This is a genomic window from Amycolatopsis circi, assembly GCF_003385235.1.
In the GTDB taxonomy this organism is placed as follows: Bacteria; Actinomycetota; Actinomycetes; order Mycobacteriales; family Pseudonocardiaceae; genus Amycolatopsis; species Amycolatopsis circi.
Window position 1 is genome coordinate 28,962 of record NZ_PQIA01000062.1, and the last position, 20,808, is coordinate 49,769.

Genomic DNA, 20,808 nt, shown 5'->3' on the forward strand with positions numbered 1-20,808 from the left:
GACCTGCTCCGATGATTCGGCAGGACGCTATGGGGCAGCGGTGAACGGCGGGTGCCCGGAAGGTCACGAAGTGCTCGATGTGTCCGGGTTCACGGCGGAGCCGCCCTGCGGAACAGGGCGGCTCCGCCAAGGCTTTACGCCGGAACCGAAGCGACGCCCTGGGAGAGGAACGGCTTGCCGTTGACCCGCTCCGAGACGCCCGCCCGGTCGAGGTACGGCGTGATGCCGCCCAGCCAGAACGGCCAGCCCGCGCCGAGGATCAGGCACAGGTCGATGTCCTGGGCCTCCGCGACCACGCCCTCGTCGAGCATGATCCGGACCTCCTCGGCGATCGCGTTGAGCGCGCGGTCGCGGACCTGCTCGGCAGTCGACGGCTGGTCGCCCTGCGTCCACAGTTCGGCGACCTCCGGGTCGACCGACGGCGTGCCGGTCGCGTCCCAGGTCCACACGCCCTTCTTGCCCGCCTTGACGAACTTCGCCAGGTTCTCGCTCACGGTGAAGCGGTCCGGGAACGAGCCGTGCAGCGTCTCGCCGACGTGCAGCGCGATCGCCGGGCCGACGAGCTGCATCAGGTTCAGCGGCGACATCGGCAGGCCGAGCGGCTCCAGCGCGGAATCGGCCACGTCGAACGGCGTGCCCTCGTCCACGGCCACCAGCACCTCGCCGAGGAAGCGCAGCAGGAGCCGGTTCACGACGAACGCCGTCGCGTCCTTCACCAGCACGCTCGACTTCTTCAGCTGCTTGCCGACCGAGAACGCGGTCGCCAGCGTCGCGTCGTCGGTCTTCTCGCCGCGCACGATCTCCAGCAGCGGCAGCACGGCCACCGGGTTGAAGAAGTGGAAGCCGACCACGCGCTCCGGATGCTGCAGCTTCGAGGCCATCGCGGTGATCGACAGCGACGAGGTGTTCGTCGCCAGGATCGTCTCGGGGGAGACGTGCTGCTCCAGCTCGGCGAACACCTGCTGCTTCACGCCCAGCTCTTCGAAAACGGCCTCGATCACGAAGTCCGCGTCGGAGAACGCCGCCTTGTCGAGCGAGCCGGTCACCAAAGCCTTCAGCCGGTTCGCGCCGTCCGGCGACACTCGCTTCTTGGCCAGAAGCTTGTCGATCTCCTCGTGGACATAGCCCACGCCTTTGTCGACGCGCGCCTGGTCGACGTCGGTAAGGACCACCGGCACCTTGAGGCGGCGCACGAACAACAGCGCCAGCTGGCTGGCCATCAGGCCCGCGCCGACAATGCCGACCTTGTTCACCTTGCGCGCCAACGACTTGTCCGGCGCGCCGGCCGGCCGCTTCGCCCGCTTGTTGACCAGGTTGAACGAGTACAGCCCGGCGCGCAGCACGTCCGACATCAGCAGCTCGGCGAGCCCGTCGGTCTCCGCCGCGTACCCGCGGTCGAGATCGTTCTCCCGCGCCAGCTCCAGCAGTTCGACGGCCTTGGTCGCGCCCGGCGAGGCACCGTGCGTGCGACCGTCCACGATGGACTTAGCGCGCGCGATAGCCGCGTCCCATTCCGCGCTGCGGTCGATTTCTCGGCGGGCCGGGGTGATTTCACCGTTGACGACCTTGGCCAGCCACAGCAGCGACTGCTCCAGGTAGTCCGCGGAACCGAAGACCTCGTCGACGATGCCGAGTTCGGCGGCCTTCCGCACGTTCAGCATCTTGTTCTGCGCCAACGCGTTCTCGATGATCACGGTGACGGCGGCGTCCGGGCCGATCAGGTTCGGCAGCAGCTGCGTGCCGCCCCAGCCCGGGAACAGGCCGAGGAAGACCTCGGGGAACGCGATCGCGGCGGTGTTCTCCGACAGCGTCCGGTAGTGGCAGGACAGCGCGAGTTCGAGCCCGCCGCCCATCACCGCGCCGTTGACGAACCCGAACGTCGGGATCTTCGACTCGGTGAGCCGGCGGAACACGTCGTGCCCGGTCTGCGCGATCTCCCGCGCCAGCTTCGGGTCCGACACCGCCTCGACGCCGGAAAGGTCCGCGCCGACCGCGAAAATGAACGGCTTGCCGGTCACCGCGATCGCGGCGGGCTCGGCGGCGAACGCCTTGTCCAGCGCGGCGTTCAGCGCGACGAGACCCTGCGGCCCGAAGGTGTTCGGCCGGGTGTGGTCGTGGCCGTTGTCGAGCGTGATCAGCGCGACCGGCTTGTCCAGCCCGGGCACCTTGACCAGGTTCGTGACCGCGTTCGTCACGACCTCGTCCGGGAACGCGGCCTTCGCCTCTTCAGCGGTGAAAGTCATTACTTCGCCCCCTCAGAGCCGTTGTAGGCCGGGTTTTCCCAGATCACGGTGCCGCCCATGCCGATGCCGATGCACATCGTGGTGAGGCCGTAGCGCACGTCGGGGCGCTCGGCGAACTGACGCGACAGCTGCGTCATCAGCCGCACGCCGGACGAGGCCAGCGGGTGGCCGCACGCGATCGCGCCGCCCCACTGGTTGACCCGCGGGTCGTCGTCGGCGATGCCGAAGTGGTCGAGGAACGCGAGCACCTGCACCGCGAACGCCTCGTTGATCTCGAACAGGCCGATGTCCTCAATGGACAGACCGGTGCGCTTGAACAGCTTCTCGGTGGCCGGCACCGGGCCGATGCCCATGACCTCCGGCTCGACGCCCGCGAACGAGTAGCCGACCAGCCGCATCCCGACCGGAAGACCCAGCTCGCGCGCGGTGTCCTCGTCGGCGAGAATCGCCGCGGTGGCACCGTCGTTGAGACCGGCCGCATTGCCCGCGGTGATCCGGCCGTGCGGACGGAACGGCGTCTTCAGCTTCGCCAGCTGCTCGACGGTCGTGCCCGGGCGCGGCGGCTCGTCCTCGGTCGCGAGACCCCAGCCGAGTTCCTTCGACTTGGTCGCCACTGGAACCAGTTCGGGACCGATCTTGCCGGTCTTCACGGCCTCGGCGTAGCGCTCCTGGCTGCGCGCGGCGAACGCGTCCGTGCGCTCCTTGGTGATCTCCGGGAACCGGTCGTGCAGGTTCTCCGCGGTCTGGCCCATCACGAGCGCGGTCGGGTCGACCAGCTTGTCCGCGACGATCCGCGGGTTCGGGTCGACGCCCTCGCCCATCGGGTGCCGTCCCATGTGCTCGACGCCGCCGGCGATGGCGATGTCGTACGCGCCGAAGCCGATGCCGCTCGCGGTGGTGGTCACCGCGGTCATCGCGCCCGCGCACATCCGGTCGATCGCGAAGCCCGGCACGGACTTCGGCAGCCCGGCGAGCAGCGCGGCGGTGCGGCCGATGGTCAGGCCCTGGTCGCCGATCTGCGTCGTCGCGGCGATCGCCACCTCGTCCACGCGCTCGGGCGGCAGCTCCGGATGCCGCCGCAGCAGCTCGCGGATGGCGTTGACGACGAGGTCGTCCGCCCGGGTCCCGGCGTACATGCCCTTGTCGCCCGCCTTGCCGAAGGGCGTGCGTACCCCTTCGACGAAGACGACATTGCGCACCCCTCGCGCGGTGGGCGCGAGCGGCGGCGTTGCTGGTGCGGCCACGAATGCTCCTGAAGTAGAGAGTGTTCCTGCCCGCACCCTAGTCCTTGTTACCCGTCGGTAACCAGGGGAGTGGCCCGGTCGAGTGGGGGACGGCACACTCCCGGGGTCTTGTGGCGCGGTCAAGCGCGCCAACTGGACGACGGGGGCGAAGAGGCGTTTCCTGGCGAAACCGGCGAGCCGGGCGTCCGATGGAGTCCACAGTGGACCTGCGCTGGGACCGAACCGCGCGGGCGAGCAGACTGTCCAGGTGGGACTCTTCCGCACGAAGCCAGAACCGGCCGACGAGGTCGTCGCACTGCAGGCCGCCCTCGCGAAGGCGCGCAACCCGAGGAGCGTGCCGAACCTGCGTCGGCGGCTTCTGCTGGGCCAGTTGCTGCTCAAGAACGAGGACTGGGCGACAGGGGAGCGGCACTACACGGATCTCGTGCCCGCGTTGACGGACGAATTCGGCCCCCGCGAGCCGAACACCCTTGCCGCGTGGGCGAATCTGGCGTATTGCCAGACATCGCAAGGCCGTCCGGCGGAGGCGATCCCGCTGCTGGAACGCACCGCGGAGGCGTTCGAGGAAACCTGGGGCGCGCGCCAGCCCGCGACGTTCAAGACCCAGCTGTTTCTCGCGGAAGCCTATGGCGTGGCAGCGCAGTACGAAGACGCGCTGGCGGTGCTGGACGCGCACGTCGACTACTGCGCCGCCGAACTCGGCCCGGCGCACGCCCTGACGCGAGCCGGACGACGCCGGAAGGTCGTCATGCTGCGCGCGCTGGCCCGGTACGAGACGGCCGAACAACTGCTGTCGGACGGGGAAGCGCTCTGCGAGACCGACGAGCAACGAGACGCGTTCCGCGGGCTCCTTTTGGTGGTGCGAGCCGAAATCGGAGATCCGGAGGCGGCGATCGCTCCGGTGCGCGAGCTGTTCGAGAAGTGGCCGAAGCTGGGGGAGTCGCTGGCAACCGTTCTCCTGTTGGCCGGGCAAGCGCGCGAGGCAGCCGACCTGCTCCGCCAGGCCCTGGGCGAAGCGCGGGGCCGAGGCGCGCTGATCGTCCGCGGCGCGCTCGCGCGAGCCTGCGTGGAGAGCGGAAACCTGGACGAAGCCGAGCAAGCGGCGCGGGCGGTGCTGGCCGCTGGTGCCTGGCCAGCGGGACATCCGGTGGTGCTCAGCCTCCGCGCGACGCTGGCCCGAGCTGCTGCCCAACGAGGCGACCGAGCGGGTGCGGCGGCAGAGCTGGAATCCGTGGTAGCCGGGCTCAAAGCAGTCCTCGGCGCAGCCCATCCGCGCGTCGCCGAGGCAACCGGATGGCTTGCGGAGTGCTGACGGCCGCGGGCCTGAACCCGCGGCCGTCAACCACGGATCACTCCGCCGAATCGTCCTCCGGACGCACCGGAACCGGCGTCCCGTCCTGCAAATGCGGTTCGCGCAGCCGGAAAATCTCCTCGAACTCCCGCATCCGCGCCGCGCGGTAATCCGGCACCCCGGCCGCGTCGAAGCGGTAGAACCCGGCCCCGTCCTGGAGCCCTCGCCGCTGGCCGGTCATGTTCTCCTCGACGATCGCGGGGGCTTGGAACCGCTCGCCGAGTTCGCCGGTCAGGTAGCGCGAGGCGTAGTACAGGATGTCCCCGCCGCCCCAGTCGATGAATTCCAGCGGACCCAGCACCGAGAACCGCGGCCCGAGACCGGCGCGGACCGCGAGGTCGATTTCGGCCGCACCGGCGACCCCTTCCTCGACCATCCGCGCGGCCTCGTTCATCAGCAGCGCCTGCAACCGCGGCACGATGTACCCGGCGGCGGGCCCGCACACCACCGGCACCTTGCCGATTTCGCGCAGCAGTTCCACGAGCCGGTCGACCGCTGCCGGATCGGTGTCGTCGCTCCGGCTGACCTCGACCAGCGGCATCAGCTCGGCCGGGTTGAGCCAGTGCGCGTTGACGACCCGCTCCGGCCGGTCGGCGAGTTCCGCGATCTGCGTGACCAGGAAGGTCGACGTCGTCGAGGCCAGCACCGCCGACTCCGGCACCTGCGAGCCGAGCCAGCCGAACACCTCGCGCTTGACGTCCATGACCTCCGGCACGGCCTCGAACACCACGGTCGCGTCGGCGAGTTCCTTCGCCGAACGGTCGCCCATCGTCAGGCTTTCCAGCGCGTCGGCGTGGCCGAACATCGCGCGCAGCCGGTCGGCGAGGCGCTTGCGGACCTCGTCGCGCCGGAGCTGGCGTTCTTCCTCGGTGCGGTCCTTGACGTCCGCGAGCAGGACCGGGTGGCCCGCCGCGAGGAAGGCCAGCGCGATGCCCTCGCCCATCCGCCCGGCGCCGACGATCGCGATCACGACTGGACTCCGTCCTGCAGCAGCTTGGTCAGCCCGGCGCGGTCGAGTTCTGCCAGACCGAGGTTTTCGAAGGTCCGGCCCTCGGCGTAGAAGTCGCGGCCGGTGATCGCGGAACCCAAAGCCAGCAGGCCTTCCGCGACCGGCGTCGGCACCCCGGCCCATCGGCCCGCGGACACCAGGAGCGACAGTCCGAGCCGGGTGTCTTCGACCATGTAGCGGTGCGTGTGGAGATCGATCTTCTCGCGCCAGTCGCCGCTGTCGGTCAGCCGCTCGTGCGCCGAGCGGCCGTACATCCACTCCTCGCCGTCGGTGGCGTAGTGATCCGCCAGCGGGAAGTGCGGCGCGCCGTAGCCGAACGCTTCGCGCAGCGCGACCCGCTCGGCGTCGAGCGCGTCGGTGACACTGCGAATCGACGGCTGCGTGCCCTCGTTGTGGATGTCCCAGGCGGCGAAATGCTCCAGCGGACCGGCGTTCATCGTGATCAACGGCGGGTGGATGATCGGGCCCGCGTTCATCAGCGCTCCGCTGAGCCCGTCGCCCGCGTCCTCGATGCTCGGGTACGCCTCGCGCAGGGTCTTGAACGCGCTTTCCGCCAGCCGCAGCGGGAAAACCCCGGTCGGCAGACGGGTCGCGTACCCGCTGATCACCACTTCGGCGTCCCCGTGCCGACGCGCGAGGTACGGCAGCGTCCCGGCTTCGGCGAACGCGATCTCCGAACTTCCGCCCGCCGCGGCGACAGCCTTGGCGAACACCATCGAACCGAACGTGCCCGGCGGCAGGAACACCACCTGGCCCTCGGTCAGCAGCGGGGCGAGCCGGGGAGCCAGGTCGTCGTGCGTGGTCGAGGGCAGCGGGATCACGATCAGAGCCGCGCCGCGCACCGCCTCGGCGAGATCCGCCACCGGGTCGATCTCCCCGGCAGCGTCGCCCACCGGCACCGAACGGGAGCCCCGGTAATCCCAGACGGCCACCGCCCCGGTCGCGCGCAACGCTTCCAGCGCCTCGGCGTTCCGCCGCCACCAGCGCACTTCGTGGCCGTGCTCGGCGAGTTCCGCCACCGTGGCCCAGGAACCGTGCCCGCCCCCGAGAACCGCGATCTTCACTGTCATGTGCTCCTGTCTGGTGCTGGTGTTCTGATGCGCCGACCGCACTTTCTCACGGGTCGGCAAGGTCGGTCGCGGCCCACAGCCGATCTTGCTGCTCCCGCACGATCGCGCCGAACTCGCCCGGGACGAGCGTCCGGTACGGCCCGGATTCGACCGCGACCCGCGCGATCGTCTCGATCGCCGGGGCCGGATCGCGCTGCATGGCGAGGAAATCCGAAAAGTCGTGGTCCGACGCGGGCGAGTTCTCGACGAGTCTTTCGTTGAACCCAGTGGAAAACGGCCCGGGTTCGACGACCCGGACTTCGATCCCGTGCGGCCGCAGCTCCTGCCGCACCGCCTGCGCCATCGCTTCGAGGGCGAACTTGCTGGCCCCGTACGCACCCGCGCCGGGAGCGACGAACAGCCCCGCCACCGACGTGACGAACACGATCCGCCCGCCGCGCCTGGCCGCGACGAGCCGGTCGGCGACCAGCCTCGTCAACTCAAGCGTGCCGAAGACGTTGACCTCGAACGTCTTCCGGACCACTGCGGAATCCGTACGCAACAGCGGGCCTTCGGCACCGAATCCGGCATTGTTGAGCAGAACCGACGCGTCGAGCGCCGCGGCTGCCGCACGATCAGCCGGGTCGAGCAGATCAAGCCGGGAGACTTCCGCCGCGAGCCCGCGCTCGGCGAACGCCGCCCGCGTCGGCTCGACCTGATCGTCCCGTTCCACCGTGGCGAACACCCGGTGCCCGCGCGCCGCGAGCGTCAATCCCGCTCCCAGCCCGAGACCCGAACCCGCTCCCGTGATCAAAACCGACTCGTTGTGTTCCCCGCTTGGCCGACCCACGCCCGCAGTGTCGCTTGCATCGCGGCCCGGCCTCAATCAGACTTCCGCCACATGGAAGCCAGACCCACCGCGGCGGCCCGGCTGCTGTCGGTGCTGGACTGCTTCAGTGCGCAGACGCCGGTGCTGTCCCTGACCGAGATCGCCCAGGCGGCGAGCCTGCCCTTGAGCACAGCGCACCGCCTGGTCGGCGAGCTGACCGAATGGGGCGCGTTAGCCCGCGACGACCGCGGCGGCTACCACCTCGGCCTGAAACTGTGGGAGCTTGGCTCGCTCTCGCTGGCCCGGGCCTCCATCCGCGAAATCGCCCTGCCCTACCTGGGCGACCTGTTCGACGCGACCGGCGAAAACGTGCACCTCTCGGTGCTGGACGGAACAGACGTCGTGTTCCTCGCCCGACTCGCCGGACACCGCTCGGTCGGCATCCTCACGACGACCGGCAGCCGCCTGCCCGCGACCACCACCGCGACCGGTCGCGTGCTGCTCGCACACGCCGCCGCAGGCACCCGCGAATCCGCGCTGACCAGCCCGATCCCGGCGGAAACCCAGCACACCACGACCGACCCGGAGACCCTGCGCGCCGAACTCGCCGACATCGCCCGCACCGGCTACTGCGTCGCCGACCGCCAATTAGCCGACGACGCGGTCGCCGTCGCCGCCCCGATCCGCGACGCTTCCGCCCAGGTCACCGCCGCGGTCGCGGTCGTAGGCCGCCGTGAGACGACCTCGGTGGCGCATTTGGTGCCCGCGGTGGTCACGACGGCGACCGGAGTGGCGCGGTCGCTTGGTTATCGCAGGTCGGCTCGTCGTCGGGCGTGATTTGGCGGGGTAGCTCACCAGCTGTGTTTTTGGCGTCGGCTTCGCCGCCGCGGGCGGGATCGCTTTTAAGCCGACGTTTGGGGGCTGCCCGGCGTGAGGGGCCTTCGGCCTGTCACGCCGGGCAGCCCCCAAACGCCGGCACGATCCCGCGTTGTGGTCGGGTTTTAGGGCGAGCACCGTCTTGGTCAGGCAGTCGCGGGCTTCACCTTGCGGCTCGCGGCCGAAGGTCTAAACCTCAACTAGAGGTCTAAACCACGCAGCTCGTCATTCAGCAGCCGTGCTGTGCAACGCCTTGCTCAGCGCCGCCACCGTCAGCTCCACCTGCCACGGCCGTGCCCCGCCCGCCCGCAACGCGTCCCCGACCGAGTCCTCCGAGAGGTCGGCCGGAGGACGCCAGCAGGTGCGCCGGACCAGATCCGGCAGCAGCAGGTTCTCCACCGGCAGCTTGCGCTCCTCCGCGATCGCGGCCAGGGCGGCCCGCGCGGCGGCGAGCCGGGCAGCGGCGTCGGGATCCTTGTCGGCCCAGCGGTTCACCGGCGGCGGACCGTCGTTGGACTGGCTCGGGCTCGGCAGTTCGCTCGCCGGCAGCGCCTTGGCTGCCTGCAGGTGCCGCAGCCAGCTGGCCGTGTATTTGCGCTGCACGCGCCCGCTGAACACCGGCAGCGCCTGCAGTTCCTCGACCGTCTTCGGGTCCGAGGTCACCGCGTTGACGATCGCGCTGTCCGGCAGGATCCGGCTCGGCGCGCGGTCGCGTTTGCGGGCCAGTTCGTCGCGGGCCTGCCACATCTCCCGCACCGCGGCGAGGCCGCGCGGGCTGCGGATCTTGTGCACCCCGGACGTCCGCCGCCACGGTTCGGCGCGCGGCGCGGGCGGGGGAGCGGTGCGCACAGCCTCGAACTCCTGCTGCGCCCACTCCAGCTTGCCCTGCGCCGCCAGCTCGGTTTCGAGCTTCGCGCGCAGTTCGTTGAGCAGCTCGACGTCGAGAGCCGCGTAGTTGAGCCAGTCGATCGGCAGCGGACGCTTCGACCAGTCCGCGGCGCTGTGCCCTTTTTCGAGCGTGTACCCGAGCAGCAGCTCCACGAGCGTGCCGAGCGCGACGCGTTCGTACCCGGCCAGCCGTCCGGCCAGTTCGGTGTCGAACAGCGACCGCGGACGCAGGTCCAGTTCCGCCAGGCACGGCAGATCCTGGGACGCGGCGTGCAGCACCCATTCGGTGTCGTTGAGGACGTCCCGCAGCGGGGCGAGGTCGTCGGCGAGCGCGATCGGGTCGATCAGCACCGTGCCGGAACCTTCGCGGCGCAGCTGGACGAGATAGGCCTTGGGCCAGTACCGGTAGCCCGACGCCCGTTCGGTGTCGACGGCGACGGCGCCGGTGCCCGCGGCGAGCCGCGCGCACGCCTCGGCGAGCGCGTCGGGATCGACCACCACCGGCGGGGTGCCTTCGGCCGGTTCGCGGAGCAGCACCGGCGTTGCGGAGACCCCGGAGTTCTCGGTGGTCTCGTCTCCGGTCCGGGCTCCGTCCGCCTGTGCAGTTCCCATGTCCGACGACCCTACGGGACGAGCGGACCGCGCCTGGTCCGCCCGCCCCGCAGGGACGTGGTTCGTCGTCGTCAGCGGATCACGCCGGCTCGCATCGCCAGCGCGACCATCTGCGCCCGGTCGCCCGTGCCGAGCTTGCGCCCGATGCGGGACAGGTGGGACTTGACGGTGAGCGCGGAGAGGGAAAGCTCCTCCCCGATCTCCTTGTTCGACTGCCCGTCCGCGACGAGCTGGAGCACCTCCACCTCGCGAGCCGACAGCTCGCGCGGGGTGTTGTCGGTGCCCGCCACTCGCGTGCCGGTCGCCAGGACCGGGGCCACGCTCGGGTCGGCGTAAACGCCGCCTTCGAGAACCCGGCGCACGCCGTCGGTGACCACCACCGGCGACGCCGACTTCAGCAGGTACGCCTGAGCTCCGGCCTGGAACGCGGAGCGCACCGCGTACGGGTCGTCGGAGGATGCCAGGACCACCACGCGCGGCCAGCCGTGGCTACGGAGTTCCGTAACCAGCTCGATGCCGCTGCCGTCCGGCAGTCCGAGATCGAGGATCGCCAGATCGCACGGGCCGGTGGCCTGTGCTCGCGCCCTCGCCTCGGCCACCGTGGCGGCCTCGTGGACAGTGCCCGCACCCATTTGTGCGAGTCGTGCTGCGATTGCCTCCCTCAACAGCGGGTGGTCATCGACCACCAACACGGAAAAAAGCTCTTCCCGCGGGTGCGGAACCATGCTCGCCGGCAAAGCACCGGCTGGCGTGGATCGGACGGCCTGAGATAAGCCGACGGTAGCCACGTCACTACCTCCCTGGAGTCGGTCGTGCCCCCCGACCGGCACCGGGACCTTCGGCCGTTCAGCCGCGCCAGCTTTAGACCGAAAGTGGTGTCGTCCCAGGCACTGTAGCCGTCCGGACGCCGTTGCGGGGGGATCGAATGGGTATCTATCCGAAACAGTTCGTCACTCAACGAGGTCGTTGTAACACGATCGGACTAACGATCGGAGTCTTGTTAACAACTGACGACCGGGCCGCGATGCACCTCAGTTACCGGCATCGAAACGGGCGTGCAGATGGCCCGTGCACCTGCGGGTGCTGCCGCGGCGGGGCCGCCGCCCCGGCGGTCCGGACTCGGAAATGCGCCTCGGCCGGGGCAAGATCATTTTCTTTCACGTTTTGCCGCGCGGGCCGCCAGGCCGCTGAGGGCTCGGCGGAGGCGTCCGAAAGGGGCCGGAAACCGCGTCGGAGCAGGTTACCGGGGGTTCACTGGCTGTGATCGCGCCCGGCCACGAACGTGCGGCATCCGGAGCAGCGGCCGTCGCGGTCCACGATGGACGGTCGGCCGCGGGCGTCCGGAAGCCCCGCGGAAGACCCCGGCGGAGCGCTGGGAGGGCCCGGAACCGCCCGGGAAGGCGCGTTCGTGCGCGTGCAAGCCCCGCGAAGAGGCTGCCCGACCGGGTGAACTTAGGAAATCAGGAACTCTGCCGCTGCTCGAACAGCGTGACGCCCACCGGCGGGAGCCCCACGACGCTCGCCATTACCTGGCAGAACGCGAGCCCGTGCGGGCCGAGCGCGGCGTCGGTCGGGGTCCAGGAGGCCCGCAGTTCGAGGTCGTCGGTGCGAGCCGGGCCGGAGATGTCGCCGAACCGGGCCGAGGACGTCTCCGTGACGGTGCCGCCGAGCGCCTTCCACGACGCGCCGGAGGCCTCCAGCGCGTCGGTGAGCCACGACCAGCCGACCGCGGGCAGGAACGGGTCCGTGGCGAGTTCGCGGTCGAGTTCGGCGCGCACGTACATGACCAGCCGCAGCACGCCGTCCCAGCCCTCTTGGCCGTCCGGGTCGTGCAGCAGGACCAGCCTGCCGGACGCCTCGACGTCGGCGGGCCCGGAGACCTCGCAGCTCAACGCGTACGACCACGGCGCGAGCCGCTGCGGCGCGCGCATCGTCTCCAGGCGGATCTCCGGGCGCGGCCGGACGGCTTGCAGCGCCGCGACGGCTTCGCGGAAGAGATCGGGCACTGGCGTCATCGCGGTCACGCACCGACTGTAGGGCGGCGACGCCCAGTTGCGGACGCAGGCGCGCCGAGCGAGACCCAGCCGCGACCCCGGGAACGGCTCCGGCTGCCCCTCCGCCTCTCTCGCCGTGCCCGTTCCCGGCTCGGTCCCGCCGCTGCTTCGGCGGGGTCCTGCGCGGCGAGCGTGGCTGGGCGCGCAGGGCGGCGGCCGGGCTGGCCGTGGTGTGTCGGTGTTGAGGACGTCCTCAACACCGATTTGGTTGCGTCGCACGCACCCAACGCCGCATTGGTGTCTTCTCAGCAGCAGCTGTATGCGGCTCTGCGGCGGCGATGCGGAGCACCGGGCTGGGCCGCGCGGCCCGCTAGCCGATGGACCTGGCGCGGCACTGCGAAAGTCCGTGAAGGGCTCCTTGAGGGAATCAGATTCCCTCAAGGAGCCCTTCACGGACCTCCGCGGGGCAGGGAAGAACCCAATGCCACGCTGGGTCCGTAATGCGCAACGAATACGGCATTCGCGCCAGGCGAGCGATGCCAAATCCGGTGCCGAGGCGTGCGGGATCCATCGGCAGGCGCGGTCGTCGGCAGCGGCGGCGGGGCTCGTTGGGCACGGGGCGGCCCGGGACTGTCGGACCCGCGTGGGACCATGGGGGTCGTGCCTCAGGTTTCGTCCGCGCCCGTCGGCGCCCCGTCCGTTTCGCCCCGTCGCGCCCTGCCCGGCTCGGCTTTCCTCGCCGCCGCGCGCGGGGAGCGGCCCGCGCACGTCCCGGTGTGGTTCATGCGCCAGGCCGGTCGTTCGCTGCCGGAGTACCGCGCGCTGCGCGAGGGCGTGCCGATGCTCGACGCGTGCTTCGACCCGGAGATGCTCGCCGAGATCACGATGCAGCCGGTCCGCAGGCTCGGCGTCGACGCGGCGATCCTGTTCAGCGACATCGTGGTCCCGCTCAAGGCGGCCGGCCTCGACATCGACATCGTTCCGGGCACCGGCCCGGTCGTGGCCTCGCCGATCCGCGACGCGGACGCGGTGCGCGCGCTGCCGAAGCTCGAACTCGAGCAGGTCGTCAAGGTCGCCGACGGCGTCCGGCTGCTGGTCGACCGGCTCGGCGAGACGCCGCTGATCGGGTTCGCCGGAGCGCCGTTCACGCTGGCCAGCTACCTGATCGAGGGCGGCCCGAGCCGCAACCACGAGCACACCAAAGCCCTGATGCACTCGCAGCCCGAGGTCTGGCACGACCTCGCCGCGCGTCTCGCCGACATCGCCGCCACGTTCCTGCGCGCCCAGCTCGACGCGGGCGTCGACGCGGTGCAGCTGTTCGACTCGTGGGCCGGTGCGCTGTCCGAGCGCGACTACCGCGAGTTCGTGCTGCCGCATTCGGCCCGGGTATTGGCGGTGGCCGGGGAGTACGACGTGCCGCGGATCCACTTCGGCGTCGGCACCGGCGAGCTGCTCGGCGCGATGCGCGAAGCCGGCGCGGACGTGGTCGGCGTTGACTGGCGGATTCCGCTCGACGTCGCGGTCCACCGGCTCGGCGGCAAGGTGTCGGTGCAGGGCAACCTCGACCCGGCGCTGCTGTACGCGTCGTGGCCGGTCTTGGAGGCCGAGGTGCGCCGGATCGTCGAGGAGGGCCGCGCGGCTCGCGGGCACGTGTTCAACCTCGGCCACGGCGTGCTGCCGAGCGTCGACCCGGAGGTGCTGAAGCGCGTCGTCGACCTGGTGCACTCGCTGTGAAGCACGTCGCGGTCGTCGGCGGCGGGATCTCCGGGCTGGCCGCGGCGTACCGGCTGCGCCGGCTGCTCGGCGACCGGGTGACGATCACCGTTTTCGAGAGCACGGCCGCGACCGGCGGGAAGCTGCGCACGGCGGAGGTCGGCGGAGTCAGCTACGACGTCGGAGCCGAAGCGTTCCTCGCCCGGCGGCCCGAGATGGTTTCGCTCGTCGAGGAGGTCGGCCTCGCCGATCGCCTGGTGCATCCGACTAAGGCACGCGCCAAAATCCACGCGGGCGGTTCGGTGCAGAGCCTGCCACCGGGGACCGTGATGGGAGTCCCGGCGTCCGCTGAATCGGTCGCAGGCGTGCTGTCCGACGACGGCCGGCACGCGGTCGAGAAGGAACGTTCGCTCGGCCCGGTCGAGCTGGGCGACGGCGACGTGCCGCTCGGGCCGTTGCTGCGCACGCGGTTCGGGGACGAGCTGGTGGACCGGCTGGTCGACCCGCTGCTCGGCGGCGTGTACGCGGGCGGAGCCGACGGCCTTGGCCTCCGCGCGACGATGCCCGGCCTGGCCAACGCAATCGAGGGCGGCGCAGGTTCGCTCACCGAGGCCGCTTCGTCGCTGCTGCCGAAAACCCCAGGCACCGCACCGGTTTTCGGCAGTCTCACCGGCGGCTTGCGGGGCTTGCTCGACCGGCTGCTGGAGCTTTCCGGGGCTGAGCTGCGCACTTCATCGACGGTCCGCGCGCTGACACGGACCCCGACCGGCTGGCGTCTGGAGTTTGGAGCCGCAGCCCCAGCGCACGCGCCCGACGACAGCCCCGTGGACGCGGACGCGGTGCTGCTCGCGGTGCCCGCCCTGTCCGCGCGGAAGCTGCTCGACGGCGTCGTTCCGGCGGCTTCCACCGCGTTCGGCGAGGTCGAACTGGCGTCGATGGCGGTGGTGGCCTTCGCGTTCCCGCCGGGCACCGAGCTGCCCGATGCGTCCGGAATCCTCATCGGCGCGGGGGAGCGGGACGCGGAAGGCGTGCCGTACGCGTCCAAGGCGTTCACGTTCTCGTCGAACAAGTGGGCTCACTTCGGCGGTGCCGGACCGGTGCTGGTGCGCGGTTCGGTCGGCCGGTTCGGCGAGCCCGGCGCGTTGAACGGCGACGACGACGCGCTGGTCGCGGCAGTCCGCGCGGATCTGGCCCGGCTCGCCGGCGTCACCGCGACGCCGATCGACACCTTGGTGACGCGCTGGGGCGGCGGCCTCCCGCAATACGGCACCGGGCACCTGGAGCGGGTCACGCGGATCGAGACGGCAGTGGCGGACGTTCCAGGCTTGGCCGTGGCGGGCGCCACGCTGCACGGCGTCGGGCTGCCAGCCTGCGTGGCCACGGCCGATGCCGCCGCCCGCCGGATCGCGGAGCAGCTCTTCGTGTGACGGAGCCCCATGGCGAACGCCGTGCGAGGAGTGCCAGGATGGAGTCATGGCGCGGCTGAATTACAACGAACTCAACGACACGATCCGCTACACCACGTGGTCGGTCTTCCGGATCGAACCGGGGAAGTTGGGGGAGGACCGCGGCGCCGCGGGCCGCGAGACGGCCGAGTACCTCGACGGGCTCGAGGCCAAGGGCGTCGTCGTCCGCGGCGTGTACGACGTGTCCGGCCTCCGGGCGGACGCGGACTACATGATCTGGTGGCACGCCGAGGAGATCGAACAGGTCCAGGCCGCCTACACCGGGTTCCGGCGCACGCCCCTCGGCCGCGCGTCCACGCCGGTCTGGAGCCAGACCGCGCTGCACCGCCCCGCCGAGTTCAACAAGAGCCACGTGCCCGCGTTCCTGGCCGGCGAGGAGGCGCGCAAATACATCTGCGTGTACCCGTTCGTCCGGTCCTACGACTGGTACCTGCTGCCCGACGAGGACCGTCGCAAGATGCTGGCCGACCACGGCAAGGAGGCGCGGGACTACCCGGACGTGCGCGCCAACACCGTCGCGTCGTTCGCGCTCGGCGACTACGAGTGGATCCTCGCCTTCGAGGCCGACGAACTGCACCGGATCGTCGACCTGATGCGGCACCTGCGGAACACCGAGGCCCGTCGTCACGTGCGCGTCGAGGTCCCGTTCTACACCGGCACGAAGGTGCCGCCCGCCGAACTCGTCGCGGCTCTGCCGTAACCGCCGGTGCAGGACGTACTCGCCGGGGCCTGGCAGTCGCTCGCCGGGGAACCGCTGCCCGCCGTGTCCTTGACCGGCGACGAATCCGTGCTGCCCGGGCACTTCCGGGTCCCCGCCATGGCGGCCGCGAGCATCGCCGCGGCCACACTGTCCGCCGGTGAACTGCTGCGGCTGCGCGGCATCGATCCCGGCACGGTGTCGGTCGACACCCGTCATGCCGCGGCCGCGTTCCGCAGCGAGCAGTTGCTGCGCATCGACGGCGAGCCCGCGCCGAGCCCGTGGGGCCGCATCGCGGGCGACTACCGCGCCGCCGACGGCTGGATCAAGCTGCACTGCAACACCTCCCGGCACGAGGCGGCGGTCTGCTGGGCGCTCGGCGTTCCGGCGAACCGCGACGCGGTAACCAAGACCGTGGCCGCGAAATCCATGGCAGAGGTCGAATCCGCCGTGGTGACCGCGGGCGGCGCGGCCGCGTTGATGCGCTCGCGCGAGGACTGGCTGGCGCACCCGCAAGGCCAGGCCGTCGCGGGTTTGCCGCTGGTCGAGCTGAACCGAATCGGGGACGCGCCGAAACGCACCCTGTTCGACTCGGACCGCCCGATGGGCGGCGTCCGCGTGCTGGAGCTGACGCACGTGCTCGCCGGACCGGTCGCCGGCCGCGTGCTGGCCGCGCACGGCGCGAACGTGCTGCACGTCGGAGCCGCGCACCTGCCGCGAATCCCGGTGTTGACGATGGACACCGGCCAGGGCAAACGCTCCGCGTTCGTCGCACTCGACACCGAGGGCGGCCGCGCGAAGCTGAAGAAGCTCATCGCCCGCGCGGACGTCCTGCTCCAGACCTTCCGCCCCGGCGCGCTGGCCCGGATCGGCTTCGGCCCGGAAGAACTCGCCGAACTGCGCCCCGGTCTCGTGGTAGCGGACGTCTCGGCATACGGCTGGACCGGCCCGTGGGCCCGCCGCCGCGGCTTCGACAGCCTCGTGCAGATGTCGTCCGGCATCGCCGAGGAGTACGCCACCGACGCTCCGGCACCGCTGCCCGCGCAGGCCTTGGACCACGCCACCGGTTGGCTGACCGCCGCCGCGATCATGACGGCCATCCGCCGCACCGTCACCGACGGCGGCAGCTGGCACGCCCGGCTTTCCCTCGCCGGCACTGGACGGTGGCTGGATTCCTTGGGCCGCAAGGATCCGGAACCGTCCGAAGTGGACTACGCGGACGTGCTCGAGACCGTCGACAGCGACTTCGGCCAGATGACCCGGGTGCGGATGGCCGGTGAGCTGCCGGGCGCGCCGCCGCACTGGGACCACCCGTCGCACCAGCCTGGCGCGGACACGGCGGTGTGGTCGCCGATCGTGCCGCAGCCAGTCTCGTAATCGCCGCGAGTCCGGTGGGGCCGCGCCGATCGCGCGCGGATCCGCCGTGCTGCGCCGGTCTCACGTGCGCCGCCAGCCTCGTGACAGCCGTGCCGGTCTGGCGTGGGCTGTCGGTCCTGTGGGCACGGCCAGCCCAGCGGCTGCCGTACCGGTCACGCGTCCGCGCCGCCAGCCTCGGGAGTGCCGCGCTGGTCGGGCTTGGGCACCGTCGGTTCCGTAAGCGCTGTCAGCGGAGCGGCGCTGTGCCGGTTGCGCGTGCGCGCCGCCAGCCTCGGGAGTGCTGCCCCGATCTCGTGTGGGTGCCGTCGGTCTCGTAAGCGTTGTCAGCCCAGCGGGTGCCGTGCTGGTCACGCGCGCGTGCCGCCAGCCTCGGAGGCGCCGCACCGGTCTCGTGTGCGCACCGTCGGTCCCGTGAGCGCTGCCAGCGGAGCAGGTGCTGTGCTGGTCACGCGCGCGTGCCGCCAGCAGCCTCGGCAGCGCCGCGCCGATCCACGGTCCCGTCCGAGCGGGCGCTGTGCCGGTTACGCGTGCGGGCCGCCCGCCTCGGCGGTGCTGCGCCGGTCTTGTGTGGGTGCCGTCGGTCCTGTGAGCGCTGCCTGCCGAGAGGGCACCGTGCCGGTCACGCCTGCACGCCACCAGCCCCAAGAGTGCCGTGCCGGTCTCGTGTGTGAGCCAGTCCGGTGAGCGCAGCCAGCACAACGCCCGTCGCACCGGTCTGGTGTGGGTGCCGCCAGTCACGCGAGCCCCGCGTAGGCACCGCCCGTCCGTGAGTGCAGTCAGTCCGTGAACGCCCAGTCTGAGAGCGTCGCGGTACCCGCACCACCCACGTAAGCGCGCCGGTCCCATGAGCACAGCCAGCCTCGGGAACCCCGCCAGCCAACACCGCTCCCGACACCGCGGCTAAATCGGCATAAGCCCTCCCGCGACCCGCTTGTCCGGATAAGCCGCCAATCCACCCAACGCGACGAGTTCAGCCGGTCCTGAAACGCGACCCGCAGCGGCCTGTTGCTCGGCCTGCGCGAGCACCGTCGCCCCAGCGGTCGTAGGCGGCAGCGAAGCCACCGTCCGTTGGTCGAACCTCTTGGTGATCCGCTGACTGCCCATCAGACAGAGCCAGAGCGTCAATCCGACCTCGCCGAAAACAAGCAGCACCATGACATTCAGGTGAGACCGGCCGACGTCGTAGACCAGCCGAGCCACTCCGGCCGCCAGCAGGACCGCAGCGATCGCGGTCAGCGTGTACCCGAGGCCTGTCAACGGCCTGCGCTGACTGACTAGCTGCCGTTGAACCAGATCGGTTTCGAGCCTCCCGATCACCGGCTTCACCGCCGAGGAACGCGCGACCCACGACGGGAGAAGCCCGCGACCAGCCGCCTGGTGCACGGCTTGTTCGATCGGTGACGAAGCCGGTTGCGGCCCAGCAGAGACGATCTCGCCTTGCGGCCCGACCTGCAACTGCCTGCGCGCAAGCAGCGCCGCGATCGCGGTCTCGACCACCCGAAGCCGTCCGTCCGCCAGGTACGCGACGTCGTACACATCGCGCGGCACGGCCGCCGACTCCGGCGCGGACGCTCGCTTCGCCAGCTTGTCCTTGCCCATGGCCAGAATGCTCAACACTCCGACGACGGTGGCCGCATAGACCAGATAGATCGGGCTCACCGCAGCCCAGAATCCGTTCACGACAGGTTCCCTCCCTCCCGGCCCGGCGGAGATCGGATAACACCGCCGTAACCGGACATGTCGTCAGCGTAACCAGCACCACCGACAAAACCGGAACAGGCTCAGCGCCGAAACCACCTGCGCCGGGGTTTGGGCAGGTCACCGCGGGCGACGAGCCACTCCGCAAACGCGTCGGCATACTCGCGCGCCCGAATCGAAGTCGTCTTAGGACGCTCCGCGGCGTAGGCGTCGAACAGCGGCCGATACCGCGAGCCCAACGTCTCAGGCAGATCCGGGCGCAGGTACGCCACCAGCCGCCGCCGCTTGGCGAGCAGCACGTCGGCCTCGATGCGCAACCGCGAGGCATCGAAGCCGGACGGGGCCGCGGACCCGGTCAACAGGCTGTCCAGCAACGCAGCCTGCCGGGCCGCCAGCTCTTCCCGGCTCACCGCGTCACCGCGGTCCGCAACGCGACCAGTTCGGCAGCGAGTTCGGAATCGGTGGGGTAGTCGTCGTCGCGCTCCAGGAGAACGCCCGGCGGATCCGTGCGCCGACGCAGTTCGGCGAGCAGATCCAGCACCTCCGGCAGCACCGGATGCGCGTGTGTGTCGTGGTAAACCCCGCCGCGCTCCACGCCGCCCGCCATGTGCACGTAGGCCAGCCGTTCCCACGGGATCCCGTCGAGGAACGCCACCGGATCGGTGCCCACGTTGCGCGCGTTCGCGTACAGGTTCGCGACGTCGATGATCAGCAGGCAGCCGGTCCGTTCGGTCAGCTCGGTGAGGAATTGTTCCTCGGACAGCTCGCTTTCCGGCCATTCCAGCAGCGTGGCGATGTTCTCCAGCGCCAGCGGTACGTCCACAATGGACTGAGCGAGCCGGACGTTGTCCACCAGCACGTCCAGTGCCTCGCGCGTGCGCGGCAGCGGCATCAGGTGCCCGGAATCGAGCCCGCCCGCGCGGACGAAGCACACGTGGTCGCTGGCCAACGGCGCGTCGAGAACCCGGGCCAGTTCGGCCAGATGCTCCACTCGCGCGGTGTCCAGCGGCTCGGCCCCGCCCAGCGACAGCGACACCGCGTGCGGCAGCACCGGCATCCCGCGATTCTTCAGCGCCAGCAGGCTTTCCGGGAGATGCGGGGCGTGCAGGTTCTCCGCGACCACCTCGACCCAGTCGACGCCCGGCAGCCGCGCGATCGACAGGTCCAGTTCCGGCCGCCAGCCGATGCCGATCCCCAACCGGTCAGCCACCGCACCCACCTCCGCCTCCGCATCCGCCGCCACCGCCGCAGGACGACCCGCCGCCGGACGAACTTCCCGCGCCGCTCTTCAGCGCCAAGCTTGTCGCATGGTCTGGATACTGTGCGAACCCGCCCAGCGCGACCAGGGAAGCAGCACCGACGAGCAGTGCGCCGGCCTGGGCCCGCTGTGCCGACGGGTCCGTGCGCACCGCGGCGACCATCGCGCGCCCTGCCTTGGTCAGACTGACCTTCGGTCGCTTACGGCTGGTCACCGCCAGTACGACGAGAATCGCGGTGACCGCCAGCAGCACCGTCAGCCCGGCTGTCGGCCGGTGCAGTGCGGAGCCGTTCGCCCAGCGCACCAGACCGACCAGGAGCAGGGCGGCGTAGACGAGAACCACGCCCGTCGCGAAGCGGGCGGAAGCGACCGCGACCAGACCGCGCTGACGGAGGTCGTTCCCGATGTCCCGCACCGGCTCGGAGACCGCCTCAGCCGTGCGTAGCGTCGCAGTCGTCCGGGGCCGGTTCCGCACGGCCGCATAGACCGCCTGCTCAACCGGGC

The 20,808-nt window shown here is 71.0% G+C and carries 18 protein-coding genes; 6 read left to right on the plus strand and 12 right to left on the minus strand.

Annotated features, from left to right (window positions below; translation table 11 throughout):
* Positions 1–134 precede the first annotated feature (134 nt).
* Together D0D37_RS24880 and D0D37_RS24885 are read right to left on the minus strand one after the other, a co-directional pair.
* Complete coding sequence (locus tag D0D37_RS24880) at positions 135–2,243, minus strand: 3-hydroxyacyl-CoA dehydrogenase NAD-binding domain-containing protein (RefSeq protein ID WP_116202977.1); 2,109 nt, start codon at positions 2,241–2,243, stop codon at positions 135–137.
* Positions 2,243–3,442, minus strand: a complete 1,200-nt coding sequence (locus D0D37_RS24885) for a thiolase family protein (protein ID WP_116202978.1) — start codon at positions 3,440–3,442, stop codon at positions 2,243–2,245. Before D0D37_RS24885 ends, D0D37_RS24880 begins: the two co-directional genes overlap by 1 nt.
* A 292-nt stretch (positions 3,443–3,734) precedes the next feature.
* Between D0D37_RS24885 and D0D37_RS24890 the strand changes: the two genes are divergently transcribed.
* On the plus strand, positions 3,735–4,799 hold the full coding sequence (locus tag D0D37_RS24890) for a tetratricopeptide repeat protein (protein WP_208720134.1): 1,065 nt from the start codon (positions 3,735–3,737) through the stop codon (positions 4,797–4,799).
* 37 nt (positions 4,800–4,836) lie between these two features.
* Here D0D37_RS24890 and D0D37_RS24895 read toward each other — a convergent pair whose 3' ends face one another.
* From D0D37_RS24895 to D0D37_RS24905, 3 genes are read right to left on the minus strand one after another with little or no spacing between them, the layout of a single operon-like run.
* Complete coding sequence (locus tag D0D37_RS24895) at positions 4,837–5,808, minus strand: 3-hydroxyacyl-CoA dehydrogenase NAD-binding domain-containing protein (RefSeq protein ID WP_116202979.1); 972 nt, start codon at positions 5,806–5,808, stop codon at positions 4,837–4,839.
* The gene (locus tag D0D37_RS24900; RefSeq protein ID WP_244223660.1) at positions 5,805–6,917 is read right to left on the minus strand and encodes an NAD/NADP-dependent octopine/nopaline dehydrogenase family protein; all 1,113 of its coding nucleotides are present in this window, start codon (positions 6,915–6,917) and stop codon (positions 5,805–5,807) included. The genes D0D37_RS24895 and D0D37_RS24900 overlap by 4 nt, the downstream gene beginning before the upstream one ends.
* Before the next feature lie 46 nt (positions 6,918–6,963).
* The gene (locus D0D37_RS24905) at positions 6,964–7,710 is read right to left on the minus strand and encodes an SDR family NAD(P)-dependent oxidoreductase (protein ID WP_162834455.1); all 747 of its coding nucleotides are present in this window, start codon (positions 7,708–7,710) and stop codon (positions 6,964–6,966) included.
* Positions 7,711–7,797: 87 nt separating this feature from the next.
* On the opposite strand from D0D37_RS24905, the gene D0D37_RS24910 reads away from it, so the two are divergent.
* Entirely contained in the window at positions 7,798–8,562 is a 765-nt protein-coding gene (locus D0D37_RS24910) for an IclR family transcriptional regulator (protein WP_116202981.1), read from the plus strand.
* A gap of 264 nt (positions 8,563–8,826) precedes the next feature.
* On the opposite strand, the gene D0D37_RS24915 is transcribed toward D0D37_RS24910, so the two are convergent.
* The 3 genes from D0D37_RS24915 to D0D37_RS24925 form a co-directional block, all read right to left on the minus strand.
* Complete coding sequence (locus tag D0D37_RS24915) at positions 8,827–10,101, minus strand: ribonuclease D (protein WP_116202982.1); 1,275 nt, start codon at positions 10,099–10,101, stop codon at positions 8,827–8,829.
* Between the two features lie 71 nt (positions 10,102–10,172).
* On the minus strand, positions 10,173–10,889 hold the full coding sequence (locus tag D0D37_RS24920; protein WP_033291604.1) for a response regulator transcription factor: 717 nt from the start codon (positions 10,887–10,889) through the stop codon (positions 10,173–10,175).
* Positions 10,890–11,561: 672 nt separating this feature from the next.
* Positions 11,562–12,125, minus strand: coding sequence for a DUF3000 domain-containing protein (locus D0D37_RS24925; protein WP_162834456.1), 564 nt, complete (start codon positions 12,123–12,125; stop codon positions 11,562–11,564).
* A gap of 621 nt (positions 12,126–12,746) precedes the next feature.
* Here D0D37_RS24925 and hemE point away from each other — a divergent pair.
* The 4 genes from hemE to D0D37_RS24945 are packed head-to-tail and all read left to right on the plus strand — an operon-like array spanning position 12,747 to position 17,348.
* A complete protein-coding gene (hemE, locus tag D0D37_RS24930; RefSeq protein ID WP_116202984.1) occupies positions 12,747–13,829 on the plus strand; it encodes a uroporphyrinogen decarboxylase in 1,083 nt (360 codons plus the stop codon).
* Positions 13,826–15,235, plus strand: coding sequence for a protoporphyrinogen oxidase (gene hemG, locus D0D37_RS24935; protein WP_116202985.1), 1,410 nt, complete (start codon positions 13,826–13,828; stop codon positions 15,233–15,235). Before hemE ends, hemG begins: the two co-directional genes overlap by 4 nt.
* A gap of 46 nt (positions 15,236–15,281) precedes the next feature.
* Positions 15,282–15,974 carry a hydrogen peroxide-dependent heme synthase gene (gene hemQ, locus D0D37_RS24940; RefSeq protein WP_116202986.1) on the plus strand — a complete coding sequence of 231 codons (693 nt, stop codon included), beginning with the start codon at positions 15,282–15,284 and terminating at the stop codon, positions 15,972–15,974.
* A gap of 6 nt (positions 15,975–15,980) precedes the next feature.
* Positions 15,981–17,348, plus strand: a complete 1,368-nt coding sequence (locus D0D37_RS24945; protein ID WP_116202987.1) for a CoA transferase — start codon at positions 15,981–15,983, stop codon at positions 17,346–17,348.
* Between the two features lie 900 nt (positions 17,349–18,248).
* On the opposite strand, the gene D0D37_RS24950 is transcribed toward D0D37_RS24945, so the two are convergent.
* From D0D37_RS24950 to D0D37_RS24965, 4 genes are all read right to left on the minus strand, one after another.
* Positions 18,249–19,028: a TIGR04222 domain-containing membrane protein gene (locus D0D37_RS24950; RefSeq protein ID WP_116202988.1), complete on the minus strand. Its 780-nt coding sequence runs from the start codon at positions 19,026–19,028 to the stop codon at positions 18,249–18,251.
* Between the two features lie 101 nt (positions 19,029–19,129).
* A complete protein-coding gene (locus D0D37_RS24955; protein ID WP_116202989.1) occupies positions 19,130–19,456 on the minus strand; it encodes an SCO6045 C-terminal-like domain-containing protein in 327 nt (108 codons plus the stop codon).
* On the minus strand, positions 19,453–20,256 hold the full coding sequence (locus tag D0D37_RS24960; protein WP_162834457.1) for an MbnB/TglH/ChrH family RiPP precursor modification enzyme: 804 nt from the start codon (positions 20,254–20,256) through the stop codon (positions 19,453–19,455). Before D0D37_RS24960 ends, D0D37_RS24955 begins: the two co-directional genes overlap by 4 nt.
* Positions 20,249–20,808 (minus strand): TIGR04222 domain-containing membrane protein (locus D0D37_RS24965; RefSeq protein ID WP_116202997.1); only part of this gene is annotated, 560 nt, incomplete at its 5' end. The genes D0D37_RS24960 and D0D37_RS24965, both read right to left, overlap by 8 nt.

Coding starts and splice junctions, on each gene's coding strand:
- D0D37_RS24880 (WP_116202977.1), bottom strand. CDS start 2,243: ATGACTTTCACCGCTGAAGAGGCGAAGGCCGCGTTCCCGGACGAGGTC.
- hemE (WP_116202984.1), top strand. CDS start 12,747: ATGGGGGTCGTGCCTCAGGTTTCGTCCGCGCCCGTCGGCGCCCCGTCC.
- hemQ (WP_116202986.1), top strand. CDS start 15,282: ATGGCGCGGCTGAATTACAACGAACTCAACGACACGATCCGCTACACC.
- D0D37_RS24900 (WP_244223660.1), bottom strand. CDS start 6,917: ATGACAGTGAAGATCGCGGTTCTCGGGGGCGGGCACGGTTCCTGGGCC.
- D0D37_RS24915 (WP_116202982.1), bottom strand. CDS start 10,101: ATGGGAACTGCACAGGCGGACGGAGCCCGGACCGGAGACGAGACCACC.
- D0D37_RS24910 (WP_116202981.1), top strand. CDS start 7,798: ATGGAAGCCAGACCCACCGCGGCGGCCCGGCTGCTGTCGGTGCTGGAC.